Genomic DNA, 17,771 nt, shown 5'->3' with positions numbered 1-17,771 from the left:
CGGCCGGTCACGAGCTCTCCGGCGAAAATCTCTATTCGCGGCCAGACGGCAAGCGCGGGTGCCGAGCCTGTCGGCGCCGGAACATGCGCGATTTCTACGCAAGACAGTCTCAGGAGGTCGCCAGTGAGCGCCGTTGAAATGATCCAGGGGAGCGCTGCGTGGCACCAGGCGCGGCTAGGCCGCGTGACGGCCTCCCGTGTCGCCGACGTCATCGAACGGACGAAGGCCGGCAAGTTCACTGCGGCCCGCGAAAAGTACATGGTTCAGCTTCTCGCCGAGCGGCTGACCGGTCAGGCGACGCCGCACTTCACCTCCGTCGAAATGCTCTGGGGAACCGAGCAGGAGCCGGCCGCGCGCCGAGCCTACGAGTTCCTCCACGACGTCGACGTCGTGCAGGTCGGCTTTGTTCAACACCCACGATACTCGCAGGCCGGCGCCTCTCCCGATGGGTTCGTTGATGCCGACGGCCTCATCGAGATCAAGGCGCCCATGAGCGTCACCCATGTGAGCACCCTGCTCCGTGGCACGGCGCCTGAAGACTACCTCCCGCAGATGCAGTTCCAGATGGCCTGCACGGGGCGGCAGTTCTGCGACTTCGTCTCCTACGATCCTCGCATGCCCGACGAGATGCGGATCTTCGTTGTGCGCGTCCCACGCGACGAGACGGCGATCGCCGCCATCGAGGCCGACGTCGCCGCCTTCCTGGAGGAGCTCGCCCGCCGCGAGGCCGCGCTCCGGGATCGCCTCGCGATCAGGGAGGCCGCATGACCACGGTTCTCCTCCACCCTCGCAGCGGCGTCCCCTACTCCGAGCTGAAAGCCAAGGCCCGCGCAATGCGGGCCGAGCACCATTCCTTGGAGGCCATCGCCGCGGCTCTCGATATCAGCCGCGACACCGTCCGGAAGTGGACGGCCGATATATCCTGCAATCCCGCGCGGCACCCGCGCAGCGGGATCCTCTACGCCGAACTGAAAGCTAAGGCCCGCGCAATGCGGACCGACGGCGCTTCCATCCGCAAGATCGCCGAGGCCCTCGACGTTACGGACCCGGGCGTCCTGAACTGGGTCCGGGACATGCCCTGTCATCGGGAGCTTACGAAGGCGAACGCCCGGAAGTTCTACGAGTCCCGGCGCATCTACCCGCGGGGGTACAGCGCCGACGGCGCCAGGCTGCGGCAGGCCGGCTACTCGCGCGAGGAGCGCGTCCGCATGGTCGCGGAGATGGCGAGGGCCGGGCTATGAACGGCGCGGCTTGCCAGGTCTGCGGGCGCCGGATCGCCCTCAAGATGGACGGCAAGGTCCGCCTCCACCACCAGCGCGGCTTGGTCTGCGCTGGCTCGGACCACGTCCAGTTGAAAGATGGGACGGACGCGATCGTGGCGGCGATTGCCGCTGCGAACCTAACGGCTCGCTCGCTTCGGGCTACGGTCGCCGACCATGCCGCGCGTCGACTCAACTGGCCGCTCCCGCCGTCAATCGACCAAGGCATCCGCGACGCGGAGCGTGAAGCCTTCCGGCTGGAGCGCCGTCTCAAGAGCTGGAGGACGCGCGACGAGCGCCGGGCGCGGCATTTCGAGCGCTACGGGTGGACCTGGTGATGACGGGTCCGTTCTGCGCCGATTGCGGGACCGAAGCCCAGAGCGTCCTGGGCATGGACGCCGGCCTGCGGGATCCCTCGCACTCGTTCGCGCAAGTCTGGTCCTGCGGGGTCTGTCAGGACGCCTGGTGCCTCGCGGATCCCGACACCGGGGCGCCGATCGGCACGCCGGCCGGGCCCGAGACCCGCAACGCACGCGAGCTGCTCCAGGAGCGCCGCCTCGACCCGATCATCCGGCAGGCCGGGAACGGTGCTGGCGCCCAGAAGCTCGCCGCGTCCCGGCTCGTTGGCTTCCTCGCCGACAAGCTGGAGCTGCCGCGCGAGGCGGCCGAGATCGCGTGCCTCGACCTGGAGCAGTGCCGCGCCGCGTGGAAGGCCCTGTCGGGCGTCGATTACGACCAGGTCGCGAAGTGGGCGCGCACCGAGCGCAAGCGCCCGGCGAAGCCCAAGCCGCTGCCGGCGCCGACGATGCAGGAGCGCGCTACCGCGGCGGAAGCGGCTCGCGCGCTGCGCGCTGCCCTCGCCGAGCCGGCCGAGTGGGGCGAGCCCGGCACCATGCACGCCGACCTCGCCCGGCCGCGGCGCGGCATGTGGTTCACAACCTGGTCCAAGCTGCCCGGTCTCCTGCGAGAGAACGACCGCTACTCCCACGAGTGCCTTCCCGGCTGGACGTACAGCCGCGACGAGCTCGCGGCCGAGATGATCCCCGACCTTGAAGCCCTCGCCGAGCGCGGCGTGCGGCCGACCCAAGCCACCACTCCAGCCACGACAGGAGCCGCGGCCTGATGCCTACCCGCAAGCTGACAGACGCCGAATTAGACCGCCTCGTCGAGATGCGCGAACGGGGCAAGACGCACGCCGTCATTGCCCGAGCTTTGGGCTGCTCTGTGAGTGCGGTCTCGTACCAGTGCCTCCGGCTCGGCGTGGAGACACCCAAGCCGCCGAGCGTCTCGATAGAGATCCGCGGTCCGCTCGTAACGACCCGCAACGGGTACATGGTGCGTCGGTTCACGCCCGAGGACGATGCGCAGATCCTCGCGATGGAAGCCGAGCAGCGAAGCGTCAGCGAGATCGCCCGGCACCTTGGTCGACAGCCCCATTCCGTGCGGCAGCGCCTGATGACCCTGGCCCGCCGCGAAGCCCGGTTGGAGGCCTGCGCCTGATGCCGAACCTTCCCTGCATCACGATCTGGCAACCGTGGGCGACGCTCATCGTGCTCGGCGCGAAGCCCTATGAGTTCCGGGGCTGGGCCGCACCGCGCGCCCTCCGCGGCAAGCGCATCGGCATCCATGCCGGCGCGCGCAAGGTGAAGCGCGACGAGATCGCGGACCTCCTGGTGCGCCTCCGCTCGGACGAGGCCTGGACGACGTGCCTCCGGCCGGACATCGCCATCCCGATCCTGGAGAAGGCGCACACCTCGCCCGGGATCCTGCCGCTCTCCCACGTCCTGGGGACGGCGGTGCTCGGCGAGCCGGTCCGGGCCGACCAGATCGTCGGCGAGTTTGGCGGCGTCCTCAACGACAGCGACCGCGCCGAGCACTGCAACTTCGCCTGGCCGCTGACCGGGATCCTGCCGTTCGAGCCGCCGATCGCGGCCAAGGGCGCGCAGGGCTTCTGGCCCTGGACAGCGCCGGCCGACGCGCTCGACATCGGAGCGGCGGCATGAGGGACCTTCGACTCCTCGACGCCTACGCCATCCGGCTCCCGGGTTGTCCTGCGAACACGTCCTACGGCGGGTGCTTCGACGTGCCGTGCCCGGCGACAGGCTCGACGCTGCGGGTGATCGCCACCGCCCTCATGGACTGGGATCACGTCAGCGTCTCGCACCGAAAGCGCTGCCCGAACTGGCCTGAGATGTCCCGGATCAAGGAGCTTTTCTTCCGGGACGACGAGTGCGCGATGCAGCTCCACGTTCCGGCCGCCGACCACATCAACAACCATCCCTACTGCCTGCATCTCTGGCGGCCGCACCATGTCGAGATACCGCGCCCACCGGGCGAGATGGTTGGGATCGCCGGCGTGAGCGTCGAGGAGGCGCGGCGCATGCCGCTCGGCGTGCGGATGGCGATGCGGGAGCGCGCCTTGGCGGCCGTCGATGCGCGTGGGGGTGCAACATGAGCCGCCGCTACGCTGCCGACACGTCCGTATCGACGGACAAGAGCATCGCCGAGGTGCGCACGACGGTCCGCCGGTACGGCGCCACTGAGTTCGCGCACATGGAGAGCGACACTCAGGCCGCGATCACCTTCACGATGCGCGGCCGTCGCATCCTGTTCCGGCTCACGATGCCCGACCCGAAGAGCCGGGCCTTCACCCACACTGAGGCACGGCGACAGGCACGGACGCCGGCGGCGGCTCGCGAGGCTTGGGAGCAGGCCTGCCGCTCCAGGTGGCGGGCGCTCGCCCTGGTCATCAAGGCGAAGCTGGAGGCCGTCGAGGTCGGCATCGTCGTGTTCGAGGACGAGTTCCTCGCCAACACCATGCCGCCGGGCGCGAGCGTCACCTTTGGCGAGGCCGTTCGCGAGAGCATGGCCCTGGCTCACGAAAGGGGCGAGCTCGCGCCCCTCGTCCCCTTCCTGCAGATCGAAGGTCCGAAGTGATGAAGCTCACTCTTGAACCAACCGGCCAACTCGAACTGGTGCAGGGCACACCCTGCCGCGTGTGGTCGGGCACGACCGACACTGGTCTCCAGGTCCTCGCCTGGGTTGCGACCGTTCAGCCCCAAACGCACGACTTGGGGAAGCTCATGGCCTTCGAGGAGGAGCTTATCGAAATGCCCTACCGGCGCGAGGCGGCCGGCATCGTGGGGCCAAGCGAGAACACCTTGCTATGACGGCGCCGTCCCTCATCCTGGCCGCCCGCCACGCGCCCGATCGGCGCCAGCGCATCCTGCTCATGGCCGAGACCATGCGCGACCACGCCTGGGGACCGGAGGGGGCTTGCACCGACGCGCACCTCCGCGCCGCCGGCTTCACCGAGGGCGAAATCGCGACCTATCCGGACGACGCCCGGGCTGTGCTCGTCGGGAAGCCGTCGCCGCTGCGCACGGTCCCGGCCGGCCGGCTCAACGCCCTGGCCCTCGCGAAGAAGGCCCGGTCCATCCGCAGTCGCATCGAGGAGGCCCGGCGTGGCTAACCACAGAGTGAGGTTCGACGGGCATCGCTACATAAACTGCCGGTGGTGTTACGGCCGAGGGTGCCTCGCCTGCGAAGGGGAAGCCGAGAAGGCTTACCGCGCGGCGTTCCCCGACGGTCCGAAACCGCTGGCGACCTTCCGCCTGGACGATCCTGCGGACCTGGAGCGCGCCCGCCGGCTGATCGGCCCCGAGGCCATCGAGAAGCACTTTGGTCCTGGCGGCGGCGGTATGCCGGCGTTCGAGGCGAGCCTGCGCGAGGGGCAAGCCGCAACCCATGCTCCAGCAGACCAAGACGCGGAAGGGGCCCGCCGTGGCTGAGACCAGCACCATCGAATGGACCGATGCGACCTGGAACCCCATCACAGGCTGTGCCGTGATCTCGCCCGGCTGCACGAACTGCTACGCGATGGGCCTCGCCGGTACCCGGCTCAAGAACCATCCGTCTCGCGCAGGCCTGACCCTCGATACTGCGGCGGGGCCGGTCTGGAACGGGCAAGTCCGGCTGAATGAGGAATGGCTCCTGCAGCCGCTCCAGTGGCGCCGGCCGCGCCTGATCTTCGTCTGCGCCCATGGAGATCTCTTCGCGCCGGGTGTGCCGGACGCCTGGATCGACCGCGTCTTCGCAGTGATGGCGCTGGCCGACTGGCACACCTTCCAGGTCCTCACCAAGCGCTCGGCGCGGATGCGAGAATACCTCACGCACCCCCTGGTCAAGGCGCGCATCGCCATGGCTATGGCGAAGATCACTGCCAAGAGCTCGCTCGCCGAGATGGAGCGCGGCCGGCAGATCGTGGTGCAGATGGAGAGCCCGGAGGGCTGGCCGCTCCCGAATGTCTGGAAAGGCGTCTCGGCCGAGGATCAGCGCAGAGCGGACCAGCGCATCCCGGACCTGCTCGCGACGCCGGCGGCGGTGCGGTACGTTTCAGCCGAGCCGCTGCTCGGGCCGATCGACTTCCGCGCTGTGCTAAAGATGCTTGGCGGCGGTACGCTGGAAGTGGATGCCTTGACCGGCATCGAGACGATGACGCCGGTCAAGCCGGACCCATGCCGTGGCTCCCGTCTCGACTGGATCATCGTCGGCGGGGAGAGCGGACCCGGTGCGCGGCCGATGCACCCGGCTTGGGCCCGCGCGATCCGTGATCAATGCGAGGCGGCCAGGGTCGCCTTCCACTTCAAGCAGTACGGCGCCTGGGCGCCCGAGATGCGAGGTCCGGACTGGATGATCTTGGACCGCGAAGGCGGACTCGACGTCCCTGACGATCGCTATCCCGACGAGGCCGAAGGTGAAATCGCCGTGACCCGCGTCGGCAAGAAGGCCGCGGGCCGGCTCCTCGACGGCGTCGAGCACAACGGCATGCCGGAGGTGCGCCATGTCTGACCAGGATCGTCGGACCAGCGCCATCCCCGCCGATCTCGGCGACTGCCGCAACGTCTACCGCCGGGCCGACGGCTCGCTCCGTTACGGCTGCATGTGGCGCACCCGTGAGGCGGCCGAAGCCATGCGCGAGGTCCTGCCCGGCGAAACATTCGTCGAGTTGCAAGACTGCCGGACCAGCGTGCCGGAGGACGCGGGTGGCTAAGCCCATCATCCCGGATCTGGCGACGTTAACGGACGATCAACCACTCCGGCTCGACGTTGCCGCCATCGTGTTCTTCGGCGAGTCTGCCGGCGTGACGGCGGCGAGCCTGCGCGCCGAGGGCGAGCGCGGCCGCCTCGACATCTTCAAGGTCGGCAACAAGCTGTTCACGACCCTCGGCGACCTCAAGCGGATGCGCAAAGCATGTCTCGTCCAGCCAAAGGCGCCCGCCTCTACTACCGTCGCCGTGAAGACCGCTGGTACATCCGCGACACCGGCCACCCCGAACGCAGCACGGGCTGCTCTCATGGAGAGTACCCGCAGGCTGAAAGACAGCTCCAAGAGTACCTCGCGGCCAAGCACCGGCCGGACTTCGGCACAGGTGATCCGGCTCGCGTCGCCATCCTCGACGTCCTGACGCTCTACACCACGGAGCGGGCGCCGCAGACCAAGCGGCCCGACGTCGTCACCAGCGCCAACCCGCACCTCTGCGAGTTCTTCGACGGCAAGATGGTGGCCCACGCCACGCCGAACGTCTGCCGCGCCTACGTCCGCTGGCGCACCTCTCAGCCCCAGGCCCGCTACAAGGTCGGTGCCGGCTACCGGTACAAGACGCTCGACGAGGTGCCGCGCGTCGGAACCCAGACGGCGCTTCGCGAGCTCGGCGTGCTCTCGGCCGCCTTCGGCTTCGCGCACCGGGAGCACAAGCTCCTCTATCCCGTGGTGGTCACGCTGCCCGACAAGGCACCGCCGCGCGATCGCTGGCTCACCCGATCCGAGGCCGCGCGCCTGCTCTGGGCGGCGCTCGGCTTTCGCCACGTCGCCTCGGATTTCAGGACGAGGCGGGAGATCTGGCGGCGCCCGCGGGATGCCGAGGGCGAGGCCTACGACAAGGCACGGCACGTCGCGCGCTTCGTCCTGACCGGCCTCTACACCGGCACCAGGCACCAGGCGATCCTGAGCCTGCGCTGGCTTCCAACCACGGACGGGGGATGGGTCAACCTGCGGGCCGGCATGGTCGCGCGCCGCGGTACCGGCGAAGATGAAAGCTCGAAGCGGCGCACGCCGGTCCCGCTCTCGCGCCGGCTACAGGCGCACATGGTCCGCTGGAAGAAGGACAGCGTGACCAACGTCATCGAGTTCGAGGGCCTGCCCGTCAAACAGGTGCGCCGGTCCTGGAAGACGATGCGGAAGGCGGCCGGCCTCGGGCCGGAGGTCACGCCCCACATCCTGCGCCACACCTTCGCGACCTGGGCCGTCCAGGACGGCGTGCCCTTCGGCCTGATCGCCGGCGCCATGGGCACCACGGAGAAGGTCATCGAGACGGTCTACGGGCACCACTCGCCGGAGCGGTTGCGCCGGGTGGTCGAGAGCGTCTCGCGCCAGCGCCGGTGAACAGGACGGCAACCGCCCCCAGATATCCCCCGGGTTGAACCCCGAAAATCCCTGGAAAACCCCGCCGATCCCAAGGTTTCACGAAGAGGATCGGGAGCGCGCCCGAGTAGGACATCTCTTTTACACGGAGAGGGTCGGCGGTTCGAGCCCGTCACCGCCCACCGGATTTTCAACAGCTTAGCCTCGGTCTCAGTTTGAACTGCACGCCGGGATCATCAGTGGAGGCGCACTGGGGGTGCATCCCATCTTGAGTGAAGCACGTAGGGATTGTAAGCACTGGAGCCCTCACCCGGCGTCACCGCCGCAAAACGTGAGGATTGAAGTCGGGGCTGTAAGGCGGGAGCTTGTGGCTTCGATCGCCACCCGCACGGCCGGACACTTGTGGCTGCCGAGGTTGTCCATGACGACGATGTCGCCGGCGATGAGTTCGAGCACCAGCACCCGATCAAAGGAAGCTTGGCGGACGCCCAATGCTTCGCTCCTCGTCCAGAGCGATCCGTGCTTCAGCCTGCAGCCCCTCCTGAACCCCACCCCCTCGACACAGCCCAAGAAGCCGCGCGCACGGATCTCGATTTCGAACGGACTCTAAGGCGCCTTGTCGTCAGCGAAAAAGGTTGGGAGGTACCGGCAGGCTCGCATTGAGCAGAGTGATCGTCACCCGTCGGTTCGGCGCGAGGTAGGGGTTGTCGGGAAACATCGGCTCGGTGTCGGCCTTGCCGGTGACCGAGGCGAAGCGGTCGTCGGGGACGCCGCTGCCCGCCAGGGTCTCGCGCACGCTGATCGCCCGGTTGGCCGAGAGCTCCCAGGGCGGGGCCGGCGGGCGCGTGCCGGGCCGCGGCGTGGCGGTGTAGCCCGTGACCGCGACGCGGTTCGGCATCTTGCGGATCACCGGCGCCAGGCGCTCCAGCAGGCGGCGGGTGCGGTCGTTCGGCCGGCTCGAGCCTTCGGGGAACATCGAGCTGCCGTCCTCGTCCACGAGGGAGACGTTCACGCCCTCATTGGTCGGCTCGATCCGGATGTTGCGCGACAGCTCGGCAATTTCGGGCATGTCCTGTATTGCCTGCCGGAGGCTAGCTATGGCGCTGTGGTTGGCCTGCGCGCCGGCGGCCGGGCGGCTGGCATCGAAATCGCTGGGCTGACCCGGACTGGTCGGGCGCGCTCGGTCTGCCTGCTCAGCAACTCCCCTCGCTGCGTCGCGCGGCGTGGACGACTTGTTGCCTGAAGTATCCAGGGCGGTGCCGTACAGCATTCCGCCAGCGCCACTGGTTGCAGGGCTCAAAGCCGCCGGCGCGAAGTATTCCGCCAAACCGTTCTTCTGCTCCTGCGTCGTCATGCTGATCAGCCACATCAGCAGGAAGAACGCCATCATGGCGGTCACGAAATCCGCATAGGCGATCTTCCAGGCCCCGCCGTGGTGTTCGTGAGCGGCCTTCTTGACCTTTTTGACGATGATCGGCCTGAGGGCCATAGCCATCGAGTCCTTGCTCGAGATTGCGTCAGATCTAGGCGGGCAGAGCGGCGGTTGCCGTCTCCACTTCGTCGAAGGTCGGGCGGACGTCGCTCATCAGAGCCTTGCGGGCAAATTCTACCGCCATCACCGGCGGCTGGCCGGCGATGTGGGCGAGGAGACCCGCCCTGAGTGACGTGTAATACTTGGATTCGGCCTCGAAGAGGCTCTTGAGCGACTGCGCCATGGGCCCGAAAAAGCCATAGGCGATGAAGACGCCGAAGAAGGTGCCTACAAGCGCGCCGCCGATGAGATGTCCCAGCACCTCAGGCGGCTCTTTGATCGCCCCCATCGTCTTGATCACGCCGAGCACGGCGGCGACGATGCCGAGCGCCGGCGTACCGTCGGCGAGTGCCTGCATGGACGAAACGACACGCGCCTGCTCCTGGTGGTGCGTCTCCAGTTCCGCATCCATGAGAGCTTCTATCTCGTAGGGGTTGTCGACGCCCATCGTCACCATGCGCATGTAATCGCAGACGAACTCAACCGCGTGATGGTTCGCCGCAAAGGTCGGAAAGGCGTTGAACAGGGTCGACTCGCTCGGATTTTCAATGTGCGGTTCGAGCGCCATCAAACCCTTCTGCTTCACGAGTTTGTACAGCGAATACTGCATCCCCAGCAGCTCGACATAGCATTGCTGCTTATATCTTGGACCCTTCATGAGCATGCCCAGCATGGCGGGCACGGCCTTGAGCACCGGCCCGGTGTTGGCGATGATGAAGGCACCGATCGCTGCACCGAGGATGATGACAAACTCCCACGGCTGCCAAAGAACATGCAGGTGGCCGCCCATTGCCGCGTAGCTGCCGAAGACGCAGGCGAAGACGATTATTGCGCCGATGATCAGCCGCATAATTTGCCATCCATGAGCGGCGGCAGGTACAGCCCGCGCCAAGCCACTAATGATCCGAAATTACTGATGAAGGTTAACGGCGAGTTTAGAGCTGCGGCCGGAGGATCATCACAGCGTTTTTCGTTTGAGCTGGTACCAAGCCTCGTTGAGTAGGACGCACGCTGGGTTAGCGATGGGGCACAGGCTGTCTTCCAGTCCTCGGGTTTGAAGCCTGAGGAAGGTAGTATGGCCGCTCCCGCACCGTTGCGATCGGACGTCGATGCAGGGGTCCTGCGGGCGCTGCAAAATGCTCGCGCGACCGAATCGGACTCGCCGCCTGCTTGCCTTGTCTGCGATCTACACGGGCAGCTCACGCGCGGAAGCTGCCGCGCTGGGCGGGGGTGGACTGCGGACGGTGCGGGACTAGGTCCTAGCTTTCGACGCCAACGGCGCGGACGTTGATCGGCGGCAAGGCCCCGTTTCGCGCCCGCGTCTGAATGCCGAGCAGTGCGAGGTGCTGCGTGCTCTCGTCGAGCAAGGGCCGATACCGGCGGCGCAAGGAGTGTTGCGCTGGCGGCTGGTCGATCTGGCTCAGATCCTGTTCGAGGGTCCCAGCGTCTCGGTTTCCGAGCGGACGTTGAGCCGGGTTCTGCGGATGATGAGCTACAAGAAGCTCTCGGCCAGTGCCCGCCATCATGCCCAGGGCGCAGTTCGGGGTGCAGAGCGTGCAACACACGCTCCCTCTTGCCCCATCCTGCATCAACCCGTGACAGGGTACTAGAGCGAGATGATCGCTCTAGGTGCACTCCCGACGTCCCTGTCGTTACAAGGCTTCTTTTACACGGAGCGGGTCGGCGGTTCGAGCCCGTCGGCCCAATAGGCCCTCCAGTGCAGGAGCCATGTGCGGCTGCGTGCCCCAGCGCGAAATCGCCTGCGTGACGGGGCCTTGGCCATGGCTGCCCGCTCGTGGCATAAGGGCGGGATGAGCGATACAATGACGAACACCTATCCCTACACTCTCGAGCTTCTGGCGCCGAGCGCGCCCGGGGGTCTCTACCATTGGGCGATCCGGAAGAACGGCAAGCTCGTGCAGCGTTCGGACCGCAACCACCCGACGGAGTCCAAGGCCCGAGAGAACGGCCTCGCTCAGATCGAGAAGCTTCTCTCGGGCGCGGGGGACCGCTGAGCGGGGCCTCGTCTCGGTAACCGATCGTTAACCACGTTCTGGGTATGTTTCCCTACAAGGAGAGGCCATGCCGAAACGTGATTTCGATCGCCTGAGCGAGGCTCAACTCATCGCCGGCCGCACGGAGACGCGCCGGGTTCATGTCGATCCGCTTGTGGAGAAGGCCAAACCCAAGCGGGTCGCCGACCTTCTGGACGCCATCGATCAGGTCGCCGAGGCCGCGGTGGGAGAGCGCAGCTTCCTGCACCTCAGGCCCGGAAGGATGGGAGGGTCCGGCCCCGTCCGGACCTGAGTGGAACTCAAAGCTTCCGGACACTGACGTCCGAGGCGGTCCGATCCCCGGGACCTCGTCCAGGCGAGCCCCTCAGCCGCCCGCCATCATCAGCGCCCAGAACCGCTTGTAGCGCGAGCCCGGCGCATCGACGCGGGCGATGCCGACCCGCTTCAGCTGCGGGATGAGCATGTTCTTGTTGTGCTCCGGCGAGGCCTTCCAGCGCGCCAGGGCCTCGTCGAAGGTGCTGGCGCCGGCACCGAGATTTTCCGAGCCGTGGACCCTGCCGTAGCCCGCCTCCGCCATGCGTGCGTTGAAGGTGCCGCCGATCTCGTGGCTGAGCCGGCCGGCCTGCGCGTTCGAGCGCGCCTGATAGGAGGCGGCCCGGACGAGGCTCGGATCGAGGATGACGGGGCCGAGCCCGTGCTGGGCGCGGTAGCGGGAGATCGCCGCGGCGGCAGCCTGCTCGTCGAGGACGACGGGGCTCGTCGGCAGGTCCGCCTCGCTCAGGATCGTCGGGGCGCCGCAGCCTGCGAGCGCGAGGAGCGTCAGCGCGACGGCGAGGAGGGGCAAGGTGCGGCGCGGGCGGGATGGCGACATCGGTGCGAGCTTGGGTTTCAGGATGGCGATCCTCACGCCATCCCGGCCCGATGCGGCGAAAACGCGGCATCACTTCACGTCGCGATAAGCCGGTGAACCGCTGTGCCCGCCAGGCAACGCTCAGATCCGCGTGCCCCGGTCCCGCGGGGGCGAGCCGCAGCGCCAGGCGGCGATGCGATACTCGGGATGATCCCCGATCCAGCGCGCAAGCTGCGGCTGGGCGACGTGGATGCAGCCATTGGCGTCCAGCACGTCGAGGGCCAGACGGCGCGCCTCGCAGGTGTCGGGCGAACTCGCCATGCAAACCGTGAAGTACAGGAAGTAGAAGCCGCTCATCCCGCGCCCTCGCAAGGTCGACGCGAACAGCGGGCCCGTCCGGGGTGCCGCCTCCTGCGCCGGCAAGGCAACAAGAAAGCCCACCCTTTTGTTTCGGCGGCCAAGTTTTGCGGAAAGTAAGACGGATTGAACCGTGGCGCGGGCGACGGGGCTCGAACCCGCGACCTCCGGCGTGACAGGCCGGCACTCTAACCAACTGAGCTACGCCCGCGTGGCGTTCCGCGCAAACGCGGTGTGGGCCGGGGTTTAGGATCGGGGCCGGGGGCTGTCAACCGGAAGATCGCGTTCGGCCCCCGATCAGTCGCAGGGCGCGAGGTCCCCGATGCGGAGCTGCGCCCGCTCGCTGCCGCGCCAGCTGTCGCAGCTGAGGGTGCCGGCGACATGGAAATCGCGCCCGATCCCGCTCAGGAGCGCCCGACCGACCGGACCTTCGGCCGAGCGGAAGGCGATGGCGGCGAGAACCTGCCCGTCGCGGCTGCGCAGCTTGGCGCTGACATGGCCGTTGCCGACGATCCGGGCATCGGCGATGCGGTGGCGGGGCAAGGCGAAGACGGGCTCGGGCGCGCCCTGGCCGAAGGGACCGGCGCGCTGGATGAGGCGCACCATCTCGGCCGTCGCGCCACCGGCATTGACCGTCCCGTCGATGAGGAGGGCCTCCACGGCAGTGGCCCGGGCGACGTCATCCGCCAGCCTGTGCGCCATGTCCTCGCCGAACCGCGCGAGGTCGATGCCGGCGAGGGTGGCGCCCGCGGCCATGGCATGGCCGCCCCCCTTGGCAATGAGGCCGGCCGCGACCGCCTCGCGGACGGCTCGGCCGATATCGGCACCCGGAATCGAGCGCCCGGAGCCGACGGCGCTGCCGTCCGGCCGCAGGGCGAAGGCGAAGGCAGGACGGCGGAACCGCTCCTTGAGCCGGGCCGCGATGAGTCCGACGATCCCGGGGTGCCAGTCGCCGGAGCCTGCAACCAGGACCGGGCGATCCGGGTCTCCCGCGAGCTCGCGATCCATCGCCGCCTCGGCCTCGGCGACCGCCTCCGCCTCGATGACCTGGCGCTCGCGATTGAGCCGGTCGAGCTCGGCCGCGATCCGCGCTGCCTCCGCCGGATCCTCCGTGCCGAGGAGGCGGGCACCGAGAGCGGCGTCGCCGATACGGCCGCCGGCATTGATGCGCGGGCCGACGAGATAGCCGAGGTGCCACGCCTCCGGCGGCTCGCTCAAGGATGCGGCGTCGAGGAGGGCGGCCAGCCCCTTGCGGCCCCGCGCCCGCATCACGGTGAGGCCCTGGACGACGAAGGCGCGGTTCAGGCCGACGAGCGGCACCACGTCGGCCACGGTGGCGAGCGCAACGAGGTCGAGGGCGCCGGTCAATTCAGGGAGGTCCAGCCGCCCTCGTGCGCGCAGGCGGCGGTTCAGTGCGACGAGGGTGAGGAAGACGACGCCCGCCGCGCAGAGATGGCCGAGGCCCGAGAGGTCGTCGAGGCGGTTCGGATTCACGATCGCCCGGGCGATGGGCAGGGCCTCGGGCGCGCCGTGATGGTCGAGCACGATGGTGTCGAGGCCGAGCGCCGCCGCGTGCGCCAGCGGCTCATGCCCGGCCGTCCCGCAATCGACGGTGACGAGGAGGGTCGCGCCCTCGCCCGCCAAGGCCGTCACGGCCGCGACGTTGGGCCCGTAGCCCTCCGTGATCCGGTCGGGGATGTGGACATGCACGGGCACGTCCAGCGCCCGCAGATGCCCGGCCAGGAGCGCGGCGCTGGCGGCGCCGTCGACGTCGTAATCGCCGAAGATCGCGACGGTCTCGCGGGTCTCGACGGCACGGGCCAGGCGCTCGGCGGCGGCCTCCATGTCGAGGAGGCAGGCGGGGTCCGGCATCAGCTCGCGCAAGCGCGGGCGCAGGTAGGCCTCGGCCTCGCCCGGACGGATGCCGCGGGCAGCGAGCACCCGGGCCAGGAGGTCCGGCAGACCATGGGCCTGGGTCATCGTGGCCGCGTAGGCCTGGGTCGCGGCATCCGCGCAACGGTCGCGCCAGGGGCGGCCGAGGATGGAGCGCTGCACGTCGAGGAAGGCGCGCGGGGAATCGAGGAGCGTGGCTGACACGAGGGCGAGTGTAGCCTGATCGGCGCCACGAGGCTGCTGCGCGATTGCGACAGGCGAGGCACCTTCCCTCCCCCTTGTGGGGAGGGACCGAGGGTGGGGGTGGCTGGGTGACCCTCGCGCGGAGGCTAGCGGAACCACCTCCAACTCCTCCCCACAAGGGGGAGGAGAGCATTAGTCTCAGAGGTTCTTGAGGATCGAGTCGACGACCTTCTTGGCGTCGCCGAACAGCATCATGGTGTTGTCGCGGAAGAAGACCTCGTTCTCGACGCCGGCATAGCCAGAGCCCATGCCGCGCTTGATGAAGAGCACGGTCTTGGCCCGCTCCACGTCGAGGATCGGCATGCCGTAGATCGGCGAGGCCTTGTCGGTCTTGGCGGCCGGGTTGGTGACGTCGTTGGCGCCGATCACGAAGGCGACGTCGGCCTGCGGGAACTCGCCGTTGATGTCCTCGAGCTCGAAGACCTCGTCGTAGGGCACGTTGGCTTCCGCCAGCAGCACGTTCATGTGGCCGGGCATACGGCCCGCCACGGGGTGGATAGCGTATTTCACATCCACGCCCTCCTTCTTGAGAAGGTCGGCCATCTCGCGCAGGCTGTGCTGAGCCTGGGCCACCGCCATGCCGTAGCCCGGCACGATGATGACGCGCTCGGCGTTCTTCATGATGTAGGCGGCATCGTCCGCCGAACCCTGCTTGACCGGCCGGGTCTCGACAGCGCCACCGGCTCCTGCGGCGGCACTGTCGCCGCCGAAGCCGCCGAGGATGACCGAGATGAACGACCGGTTCATCGCCTTGCACATGATGTAGGACAGGATCGCGCCGGACGAGCCGACGAGCGCGCCGGTGATGATCAGCGCGAGGTTGCCCAGGGTGAAGCCGATGCCGGCCGCGGCCCAACCCGAGTAGGAGTTCAGCATCGAGACGACGACGGGCATGTCGGCGCCGCCGATCGGGATGATGAGGAGCCCACCGAGCACGAAGGACAGGATCACGATCAGCCAGAACAGCGCCTTGCTCTCGGTGCCGATGAAGACGGCGATGAGGCCGACGAGCGCGATGCCGAGCGCGATGTTGATGGCGTGGCGCTGAGGCAGGATGATCGGCTTGCCCGACATCCGCCCGGAGAGCTTGGCGAAGGCGATGACCGAGCCCGTGAAGGTGATCGCGCCGATGGCGACGCCGAGCGCCATCTCGAACAGCGATTCCTTATGGATGTGCCCGTTCTCAAGGATGCCGACCGCCTGGGGGGCGTAGAGCGTGCCCGCCGCGCCGGCCACGGCCGCGAGGCCGACCAGCGAGTGGAAGGCCGCCACGAGCTCGGGCATGGCCGTCATCGGCACGCGCTTGGCGATGACGGCGCCCAAGCCGCCGCCGATCCCGAGCCCGAGAAGCACCAGGAACCAGGCGCCGATCCCCGCCGGCGGATGGCCGATCAGGGTGGTGAGCACGGCCAGGCCCATGCCGACCATGCCGTAGAGGTTGCCCTGCCGCGACGTCGTCGGGTGCGAGAGCCCCCGCAGCGCCATGATGAACAGGATGCCGGCGACGATGTAGAGCAGGGATGAGACGTTCTCGGACATCGTCTCAAGCCTTCTTCTTGTACATGGCGAGCATGCGTTGCGTGACGAGGAAGCCGCCGAAGATGTTCACGCTGGCGAAGACGATGCCGATGAACCCGAAGAACCGGGCCCAGCCCGTGCCCTTCTCGATGAGCGGAACGCCGGCCGCGAGGATCGCGCCGACGATGATCACGGAGGAGATCGCGTTCGTGACCGACATCAGAGGCGTGTGCAGCGCCGGGGTCACCGACCAGACGACGTAGTAGCCGACGAAGATCGCGAGGACGAAGATCGCGAGCTGGAAGACGACGGGATCGATGGCGCCGCCGGTGACCGCGGCGACGCCGTGGCCGAGGCTGTCGGCGAGGCTCTGGGCCTGGTCGGCATGACCCTTGGCGATGTCGGCGGCGGTGCGGGCCGCGGCCGCGGCGGCGCGCGCCTGCTCTGCCGCCAGATCGGATGGAAGCGTGGCCATTCTAGGTCCTCCGGCGGGGATCAGGCTTTGGGCTGGAAGGAGGGGTGGACCACCCCGCCGTCGCGGGTCAGGTTCGTGGCCTTGACGAGTTCGTCGTCCCACTTGATCGCCAGCGATTTCGTCTCCTTGTCCACCAGCGTCTCCACGAAGGCGTAGAGGTTGCGGGCATAGAGGCTCGACGCCGTCGCCGCGAGGCGGCCCGGGACGTTGAGATGGCCGACGATCTTGACGCCGTTCTCCGTCGTGACGACCTCGCCGGGCTTGGCGCCCTCGACGTTGCCGCCGCGCTCGACCGCGAGGTCGATCAGCACGGAGCCGGGCTTCATGGTGGCGACCATGGCCTCGGTCACGAGCTTGGGCGCGGGCCGGCCCGGGATCAGCGCCGTCGTGATGACGATGTCCTGCTTGGCGATATGGGTCGCGACGAGCTCGCCCTGCTTCTTCCGGTACTCGGCCGACATCTCCTTGGCGTAGCCGCCCGCGGTCTCGGCCTGCTTGAACTCGTCGTCCTCGACGGCGACGAACTTGGCGCCGAGCGACTCCACCTGCTCCTTGGTCGCCGGCCGCACGTCGGTGGCGGTGACGACCGCGCCGAGACGCCGGGCCGTGGCGATGGCCTGGAGTCCGGCGACGCCGACGCCCATCACGAAGACGCGGGCGGCGGGCACGGTGCCGGCGGCGGTCATCATCATCGGCATGGCGCGGCCGTACTCGGCGGCGCCGTCGACGACCGCCCGGTAACCGGCGAGGTTGGCCTGCGAGGAGAGCACATCCATCACCTGCGCGCGGGTGATGCGCGGCATCAACTCCATGGCGAAGGCGCTCAAGCCGGCCTCGGCGATCGCCGTCAGTTCGGCCTCGTGGCCGTAGGGATCCATGATCGCGACGACGGCCGCGCCGCGCTTGAGGGCGCCGAGCTCGGCCGCCTCGGGCCGGCGGACCTTCAGGACGAGGTCGGCGTCCCGGGCCGTCTCCTCGACGGAGACCGCGATGGTGGCGCCGGCCGCCTCGTATTCCGCGTCGGGCACTCCGGCCGCCTTGCCGGCGCCCGCCTGCACCACGACCTCCGCGCCGAGAGCTTTGAACTTCTTCACGGTCTCGGGCACCGCCGCGACCCGCGGCTCCGCGGAATCCGTCTCGGACAAGACAGCAACGCGCATTCAGGAACTCTCCCTCGGTCGGAACGGCTTCGCGCTGGACGGTCGT

The 17,771-nt window shown here is 68.5% G+C and carries 24 protein-coding genes, 1 tRNA gene and 2 pseudogenes; 17 read left to right on the top strand and 10 right to left on the bottom strand.

Annotated features, from left to right (window positions below):
• Nucleotides 1-123: 123 nt before the first annotated feature.
• From MFF55_RS00330 to MFF55_RS00265, 14 genes are all read left to right on the top strand, one after another.
• Nucleotides 124-768, top strand: coding sequence for a lambda exonuclease family protein (locus MFF55_RS00330; protein ID WP_238241947.1), 645 nt, complete (start codon nucleotides 124-126; stop codon nucleotides 766-768).
• Nucleotides 765-1,241: a hypothetical protein gene (locus MFF55_RS00325; RefSeq protein ID WP_238241937.1), complete on the top strand. Its 477-nt coding sequence runs from the start codon at nucleotides 765-767 to the stop codon at nucleotides 1,239-1,241. The genes MFF55_RS00330 and MFF55_RS00325 overlap by 4 nt, the downstream gene beginning before the upstream one ends.
• On the top strand, nucleotides 1,238-1,597 hold the full coding sequence (locus MFF55_RS00320; RefSeq protein ID WP_238241930.1) for a hypothetical protein: 360 nt from the start codon (nucleotides 1,238-1,240) through the stop codon (nucleotides 1,595-1,597). Before MFF55_RS00325 ends, MFF55_RS00320 begins: the two co-directional genes overlap by 4 nt.
• Nucleotides 1,597-2,382: a zinc-finger-containing protein gene (locus tag MFF55_RS00315; RefSeq protein WP_238241929.1), complete on the top strand. Its 786-nt coding sequence runs from the start codon at nucleotides 1,597-1,599 to the stop codon at nucleotides 2,380-2,382. Before MFF55_RS00320 ends, MFF55_RS00315 begins: the two co-directional genes overlap by 1 nt.
• Complete coding sequence (locus MFF55_RS00310) at nucleotides 2,382-2,759, top strand: hypothetical protein (protein WP_238241927.1); 378 nt, start codon at nucleotides 2,382-2,384, stop codon at nucleotides 2,757-2,759. The genes MFF55_RS00315 and MFF55_RS00310 overlap by 1 nt, the downstream gene beginning before the upstream one ends.
• Nucleotides 2,759-3,262: an ASCH domain-containing protein gene (locus MFF55_RS00305; RefSeq protein ID WP_238241926.1), complete on the top strand. Its 504-nt coding sequence runs from the start codon at nucleotides 2,759-2,761 to the stop codon at nucleotides 3,260-3,262. The genes MFF55_RS00310 and MFF55_RS00305 overlap by 1 nt, the downstream gene beginning before the upstream one ends.
• Entirely contained in the window at nucleotides 3,259-3,714 is a 456-nt protein-coding gene (locus tag MFF55_RS00300; RefSeq protein ID WP_238241925.1) for a DUF7694 domain-containing protein, read from the top strand. The genes MFF55_RS00305 and MFF55_RS00300 overlap by 4 nt, the downstream gene beginning before the upstream one ends.
• Nucleotides 3,711-4,196: a hypothetical protein gene (locus tag MFF55_RS00295; RefSeq protein ID WP_238241924.1), complete on the top strand. Its 486-nt coding sequence runs from the start codon at nucleotides 3,711-3,713 to the stop codon at nucleotides 4,194-4,196. The genes MFF55_RS00300 and MFF55_RS00295 overlap by 4 nt, the downstream gene beginning before the upstream one ends.
• Nucleotides 4,196-4,429 carry a hypothetical protein gene (locus tag MFF55_RS00290; RefSeq protein WP_238241923.1) on the top strand — a complete coding sequence of 78 codons (234 nt, stop codon included), beginning with the start codon at nucleotides 4,196-4,198 and terminating at the stop codon, nucleotides 4,427-4,429. Before MFF55_RS00295 ends, MFF55_RS00290 begins: the two co-directional genes overlap by 1 nt.
• Nucleotides 4,426-4,731, top strand: coding sequence for a hypothetical protein (locus MFF55_RS00285; protein ID WP_238241921.1), 306 nt, complete (start codon nucleotides 4,426-4,428; stop codon nucleotides 4,729-4,731). Before MFF55_RS00290 ends, MFF55_RS00285 begins: the two co-directional genes overlap by 4 nt.
• Nucleotides 4,724-5,050 carry a hypothetical protein gene (locus MFF55_RS00280; RefSeq protein WP_238241919.1) on the top strand — a complete coding sequence of 109 codons (327 nt, stop codon included), beginning with the start codon at nucleotides 4,724-4,726 and terminating at the stop codon, nucleotides 5,048-5,050. The genes MFF55_RS00285 and MFF55_RS00280 overlap by 8 nt, the downstream gene beginning before the upstream one ends.
• Complete coding sequence (locus MFF55_RS00275) at nucleotides 5,043-6,110, top strand: phage Gp37/Gp68 family protein (RefSeq protein ID WP_238241918.1); 1,068 nt, start codon at nucleotides 5,043-5,045, stop codon at nucleotides 6,108-6,110. The genes MFF55_RS00280 and MFF55_RS00275 overlap by 8 nt, the downstream gene beginning before the upstream one ends.
• Nucleotides 6,103-6,312: a hypothetical protein gene (locus MFF55_RS00270; RefSeq protein ID WP_238241917.1), complete on the top strand. Its 210-nt coding sequence runs from the start codon at nucleotides 6,103-6,105 to the stop codon at nucleotides 6,310-6,312. The genes MFF55_RS00275 and MFF55_RS00270 overlap by 8 nt, the downstream gene beginning before the upstream one ends.
• 201 nt (nucleotides 6,313-6,513) lie before the next feature.
• Entirely contained in the window at nucleotides 6,514-7,704 is a 1,191-nt protein-coding gene (locus MFF55_RS00265; RefSeq protein ID WP_238241916.1) for a site-specific integrase, read from the top strand.
• 313 nt (nucleotides 7,705-8,017) lie between these two features.
• Here the strand turns inward: MFF55_RS00265 and MFF55_RS00260 are convergent.
• The 3 genes and pseudogenes from MFF55_RS00260 to motA all read right to left on the bottom strand — a co-directional run.
• Nucleotides 8,018-8,160 (bottom strand): annotated as a pseudogene (locus MFF55_RS00260) (transposase); the annotation flags it as partial.
• A gap of 145 nt (nucleotides 8,161-8,305) precedes the next feature.
• Complete coding sequence (locus MFF55_RS00255) at nucleotides 8,306-9,178, bottom strand: flagellar motor protein MotB (RefSeq protein ID WP_238241913.1); 873 nt, start codon at nucleotides 9,176-9,178, stop codon at nucleotides 8,306-8,308.
• Nucleotides 9,179-9,206: 28 nt separating this feature from the next.
• On the bottom strand, nucleotides 9,207-10,064 hold the full coding sequence (gene motA / locus MFF55_RS00250) for a flagellar motor stator protein MotA (RefSeq protein WP_238241911.1): 858 nt from the start codon (nucleotides 10,062-10,064) through the stop codon (nucleotides 9,207-9,209).
• A 225-nt stretch (nucleotides 10,065-10,289) separates the two neighbouring features.
• Here motA and MFF55_RS00245 point away from each other — a divergent pair.
• The 3 genes and pseudogenes from MFF55_RS00245 to MFF55_RS00235 all read left to right on the top strand — a co-directional run.
• A pseudogene (locus tag MFF55_RS00245) lies at nucleotides 10,290-10,746 on the top strand (COG3415 family protein); the annotation flags it as partial.
• A gap of 291 nt (nucleotides 10,747-11,037) precedes the next feature.
• Entirely contained in the window at nucleotides 11,038-11,229 is a 192-nt protein-coding gene (locus tag MFF55_RS00240) for a hypothetical protein (RefSeq protein WP_238241910.1), read from the top strand.
• Between the two features lie 67 nt (nucleotides 11,230-11,296).
• The gene (locus MFF55_RS00235; RefSeq protein WP_238241908.1) at nucleotides 11,297-11,521 is read left to right on the top strand and encodes a hypothetical protein; all 225 of its coding nucleotides are present in this window, start codon (nucleotides 11,297-11,299) and stop codon (nucleotides 11,519-11,521) included.
• Between the two features lie 72 nt (nucleotides 11,522-11,593).
• On the opposite strand, the gene MFF55_RS00230 is transcribed toward MFF55_RS00235, so the two are convergent.
• The 7 genes from MFF55_RS00230 to MFF55_RS00200 all read right to left on the bottom strand — a co-directional run bounded on the left by MFF55_RS00230 (nucleotide 11,594) and on the right by MFF55_RS00200 (nucleotide 17,725).
• Nucleotides 11,594-12,100: a CAP domain-containing protein gene (locus MFF55_RS00230; protein WP_238242093.1), complete on the bottom strand. Its 507-nt coding sequence runs from the start codon at nucleotides 12,098-12,100 to the stop codon at nucleotides 11,594-11,596.
• 120 nt (nucleotides 12,101-12,220) lie between these two features.
• The gene (locus tag MFF55_RS00225) at nucleotides 12,221-12,436 is read right to left on the bottom strand and encodes a hypothetical protein (RefSeq protein WP_238241907.1); all 216 of its coding nucleotides are present in this window, start codon (nucleotides 12,434-12,436) and stop codon (nucleotides 12,221-12,223) included.
• 134 nt (nucleotides 12,437-12,570) lie between these two features.
• Nucleotides 12,571-12,647, bottom strand: a tRNA-Asp gene (locus MFF55_RS00220).
• An 86-nt stretch (nucleotides 12,648-12,733) separates the two neighbouring features.
• Nucleotides 12,734-14,416, bottom strand: coding sequence for a single-stranded-DNA-specific exonuclease RecJ (gene recJ, locus MFF55_RS00215; protein WP_238242092.1), 1,683 nt, complete (start codon nucleotides 14,414-14,416; stop codon nucleotides 12,734-12,736).
• A 294-nt stretch (nucleotides 14,417-14,710) separates the two neighbouring features.
• On the bottom strand, nucleotides 14,711-16,111 hold the full coding sequence (locus MFF55_RS00210; protein ID WP_238241906.1) for an NAD(P)(+) transhydrogenase (Re/Si-specific) subunit beta: 1,401 nt from the start codon (nucleotides 16,109-16,111) through the stop codon (nucleotides 14,711-14,713).
• A 4-nt stretch (nucleotides 16,112-16,115) separates the two neighbouring features.
• On the bottom strand, nucleotides 16,116-16,565 hold the full coding sequence (locus tag MFF55_RS00205) for an NAD(P) transhydrogenase subunit alpha part 2 (RefSeq protein ID WP_238241904.1): 450 nt from the start codon (nucleotides 16,563-16,565) through the stop codon (nucleotides 16,116-16,118).
• Between the two features lie 20 nt (nucleotides 16,566-16,585).
• On the bottom strand, nucleotides 16,586-17,725 hold the full coding sequence (locus MFF55_RS00200) for a Re/Si-specific NAD(P)(+) transhydrogenase subunit alpha (protein ID WP_238241902.1): 1,140 nt from the start codon (nucleotides 17,723-17,725) through the stop codon (nucleotides 16,586-16,588).
• Nucleotides 17,726-17,771 lie beyond the last annotated feature (46 nt).

Origin of the sequence: Methylobacterium iners (assembly GCF_022179305.1) — a bacterium.
Classification (GTDB): domain Bacteria; phylum Pseudomonadota; class Alphaproteobacteria; order Rhizobiales; family Beijerinckiaceae; genus Methylobacterium; species Methylobacterium iners.
Note: the sequence above shows the minus strand (reverse complement) of the source record. Positions and strands in the feature narration are given on the sequence as shown.

Bases quoted from the DNA above. Each gene is read 5' to 3' on its own strand.
- MFF55_RS00320 (WP_238241930.1), top strand. From the start codon at position 1,238: ATGAACGGCGCGGCTTGCCAGGTCTGCGGGCGCCGGATCGCCCTCAAG.
- MFF55_RS00225 (WP_238241907.1), bottom strand. From the start codon at position 12,436: ATGAGCGGCTTCTACTTCCTGTACTTCACGGTTTGCATGGCGAGTTCG.
- MFF55_RS00255 (WP_238241913.1), bottom strand. From the start codon at position 9,178: ATGGCTATGGCCCTCAGGCCGATCATCGTCAAAAAGGTCAAGAAGGCC.
- MFF55_RS00290 (WP_238241923.1), top strand. From the start codon at position 4,196: ATGAAGCTCACTCTTGAACCAACCGGCCAACTCGAACTGGTGCAGGGC.
- MFF55_RS00295 (WP_238241924.1), top strand. From the start codon at position 3,711: ATGAGCCGCCGCTACGCTGCCGACACGTCCGTATCGACGGACAAGAGC.
- MFF55_RS00305 (WP_238241926.1), top strand. From the start codon at position 2,759: ATGCCGAACCTTCCCTGCATCACGATCTGGCAACCGTGGGCGACGCTC.
- MFF55_RS00240 (WP_238241910.1), top strand. From the start codon at position 11,038: ATGACGAACACCTATCCCTACACTCTCGAGCTTCTGGCGCCGAGCGCG.
- MFF55_RS00325 (WP_238241937.1), top strand. From the start codon at position 765: ATGACCACGGTTCTCCTCCACCCTCGCAGCGGCGTCCCCTACTCCGAG.
- motA (WP_238241911.1), bottom strand. From the start codon at position 10,064: ATGCGGCTGATCATCGGCGCAATAATCGTCTTCGCCTGCGTCTTCGGC.
- MFF55_RS00285 (WP_238241921.1), top strand. From the start codon at position 4,426: ATGACGGCGCCGTCCCTCATCCTGGCCGCCCGCCACGCGCCCGATCGG.
- MFF55_RS00230 (WP_238242093.1), bottom strand. From the start codon at position 12,100: ATGTCGCCATCCCGCCCGCGCCGCACCTTGCCCCTCCTCGCCGTCGCG.
- MFF55_RS00265 (WP_238241916.1), top strand. From the start codon at position 6,514: ATGTCTCGTCCAGCCAAAGGCGCCCGCCTCTACTACCGTCGCCGTGAA.
- MFF55_RS00210 (WP_238241906.1), bottom strand. From the start codon at position 16,111: ATGTCCGAGAACGTCTCATCCCTGCTCTACATCGTCGCCGGCATCCTG.
- MFF55_RS00300 (WP_238241925.1), top strand. From the start codon at position 3,259: ATGAGGGACCTTCGACTCCTCGACGCCTACGCCATCCGGCTCCCGGGT.
- MFF55_RS00200 (WP_238241902.1), bottom strand. From the start codon at position 17,725: ATGCGCGTTGCTGTCTTGTCCGAGACGGATTCCGCGGAGCCGCGGGTC.
- recJ (WP_238242092.1), bottom strand. From the start codon at position 14,416: ATGACCCAGGCCCATGGTCTGCCGGACCTCCTGGCCCGGGTGCTCGCT.
- MFF55_RS00270 (WP_238241917.1), top strand. From the start codon at position 6,103: ATGTCTGACCAGGATCGTCGGACCAGCGCCATCCCCGCCGATCTCGGC.
- MFF55_RS00315 (WP_238241929.1), top strand. From the start codon at position 1,597: ATGACGGGTCCGTTCTGCGCCGATTGCGGGACCGAAGCCCAGAGCGTC.
- MFF55_RS00235 (WP_238241908.1), top strand. From the start codon at position 11,297: ATGCCGAAACGTGATTTCGATCGCCTGAGCGAGGCTCAACTCATCGCC.
- MFF55_RS00205 (WP_238241904.1), bottom strand. From the start codon at position 16,565: ATGGCCACGCTTCCATCCGATCTGGCGGCAGAGCAGGCGCGCGCCGCC.
- MFF55_RS00310 (WP_238241927.1), top strand. From the start codon at position 2,382: ATGCCTACCCGCAAGCTGACAGACGCCGAATTAGACCGCCTCGTCGAG.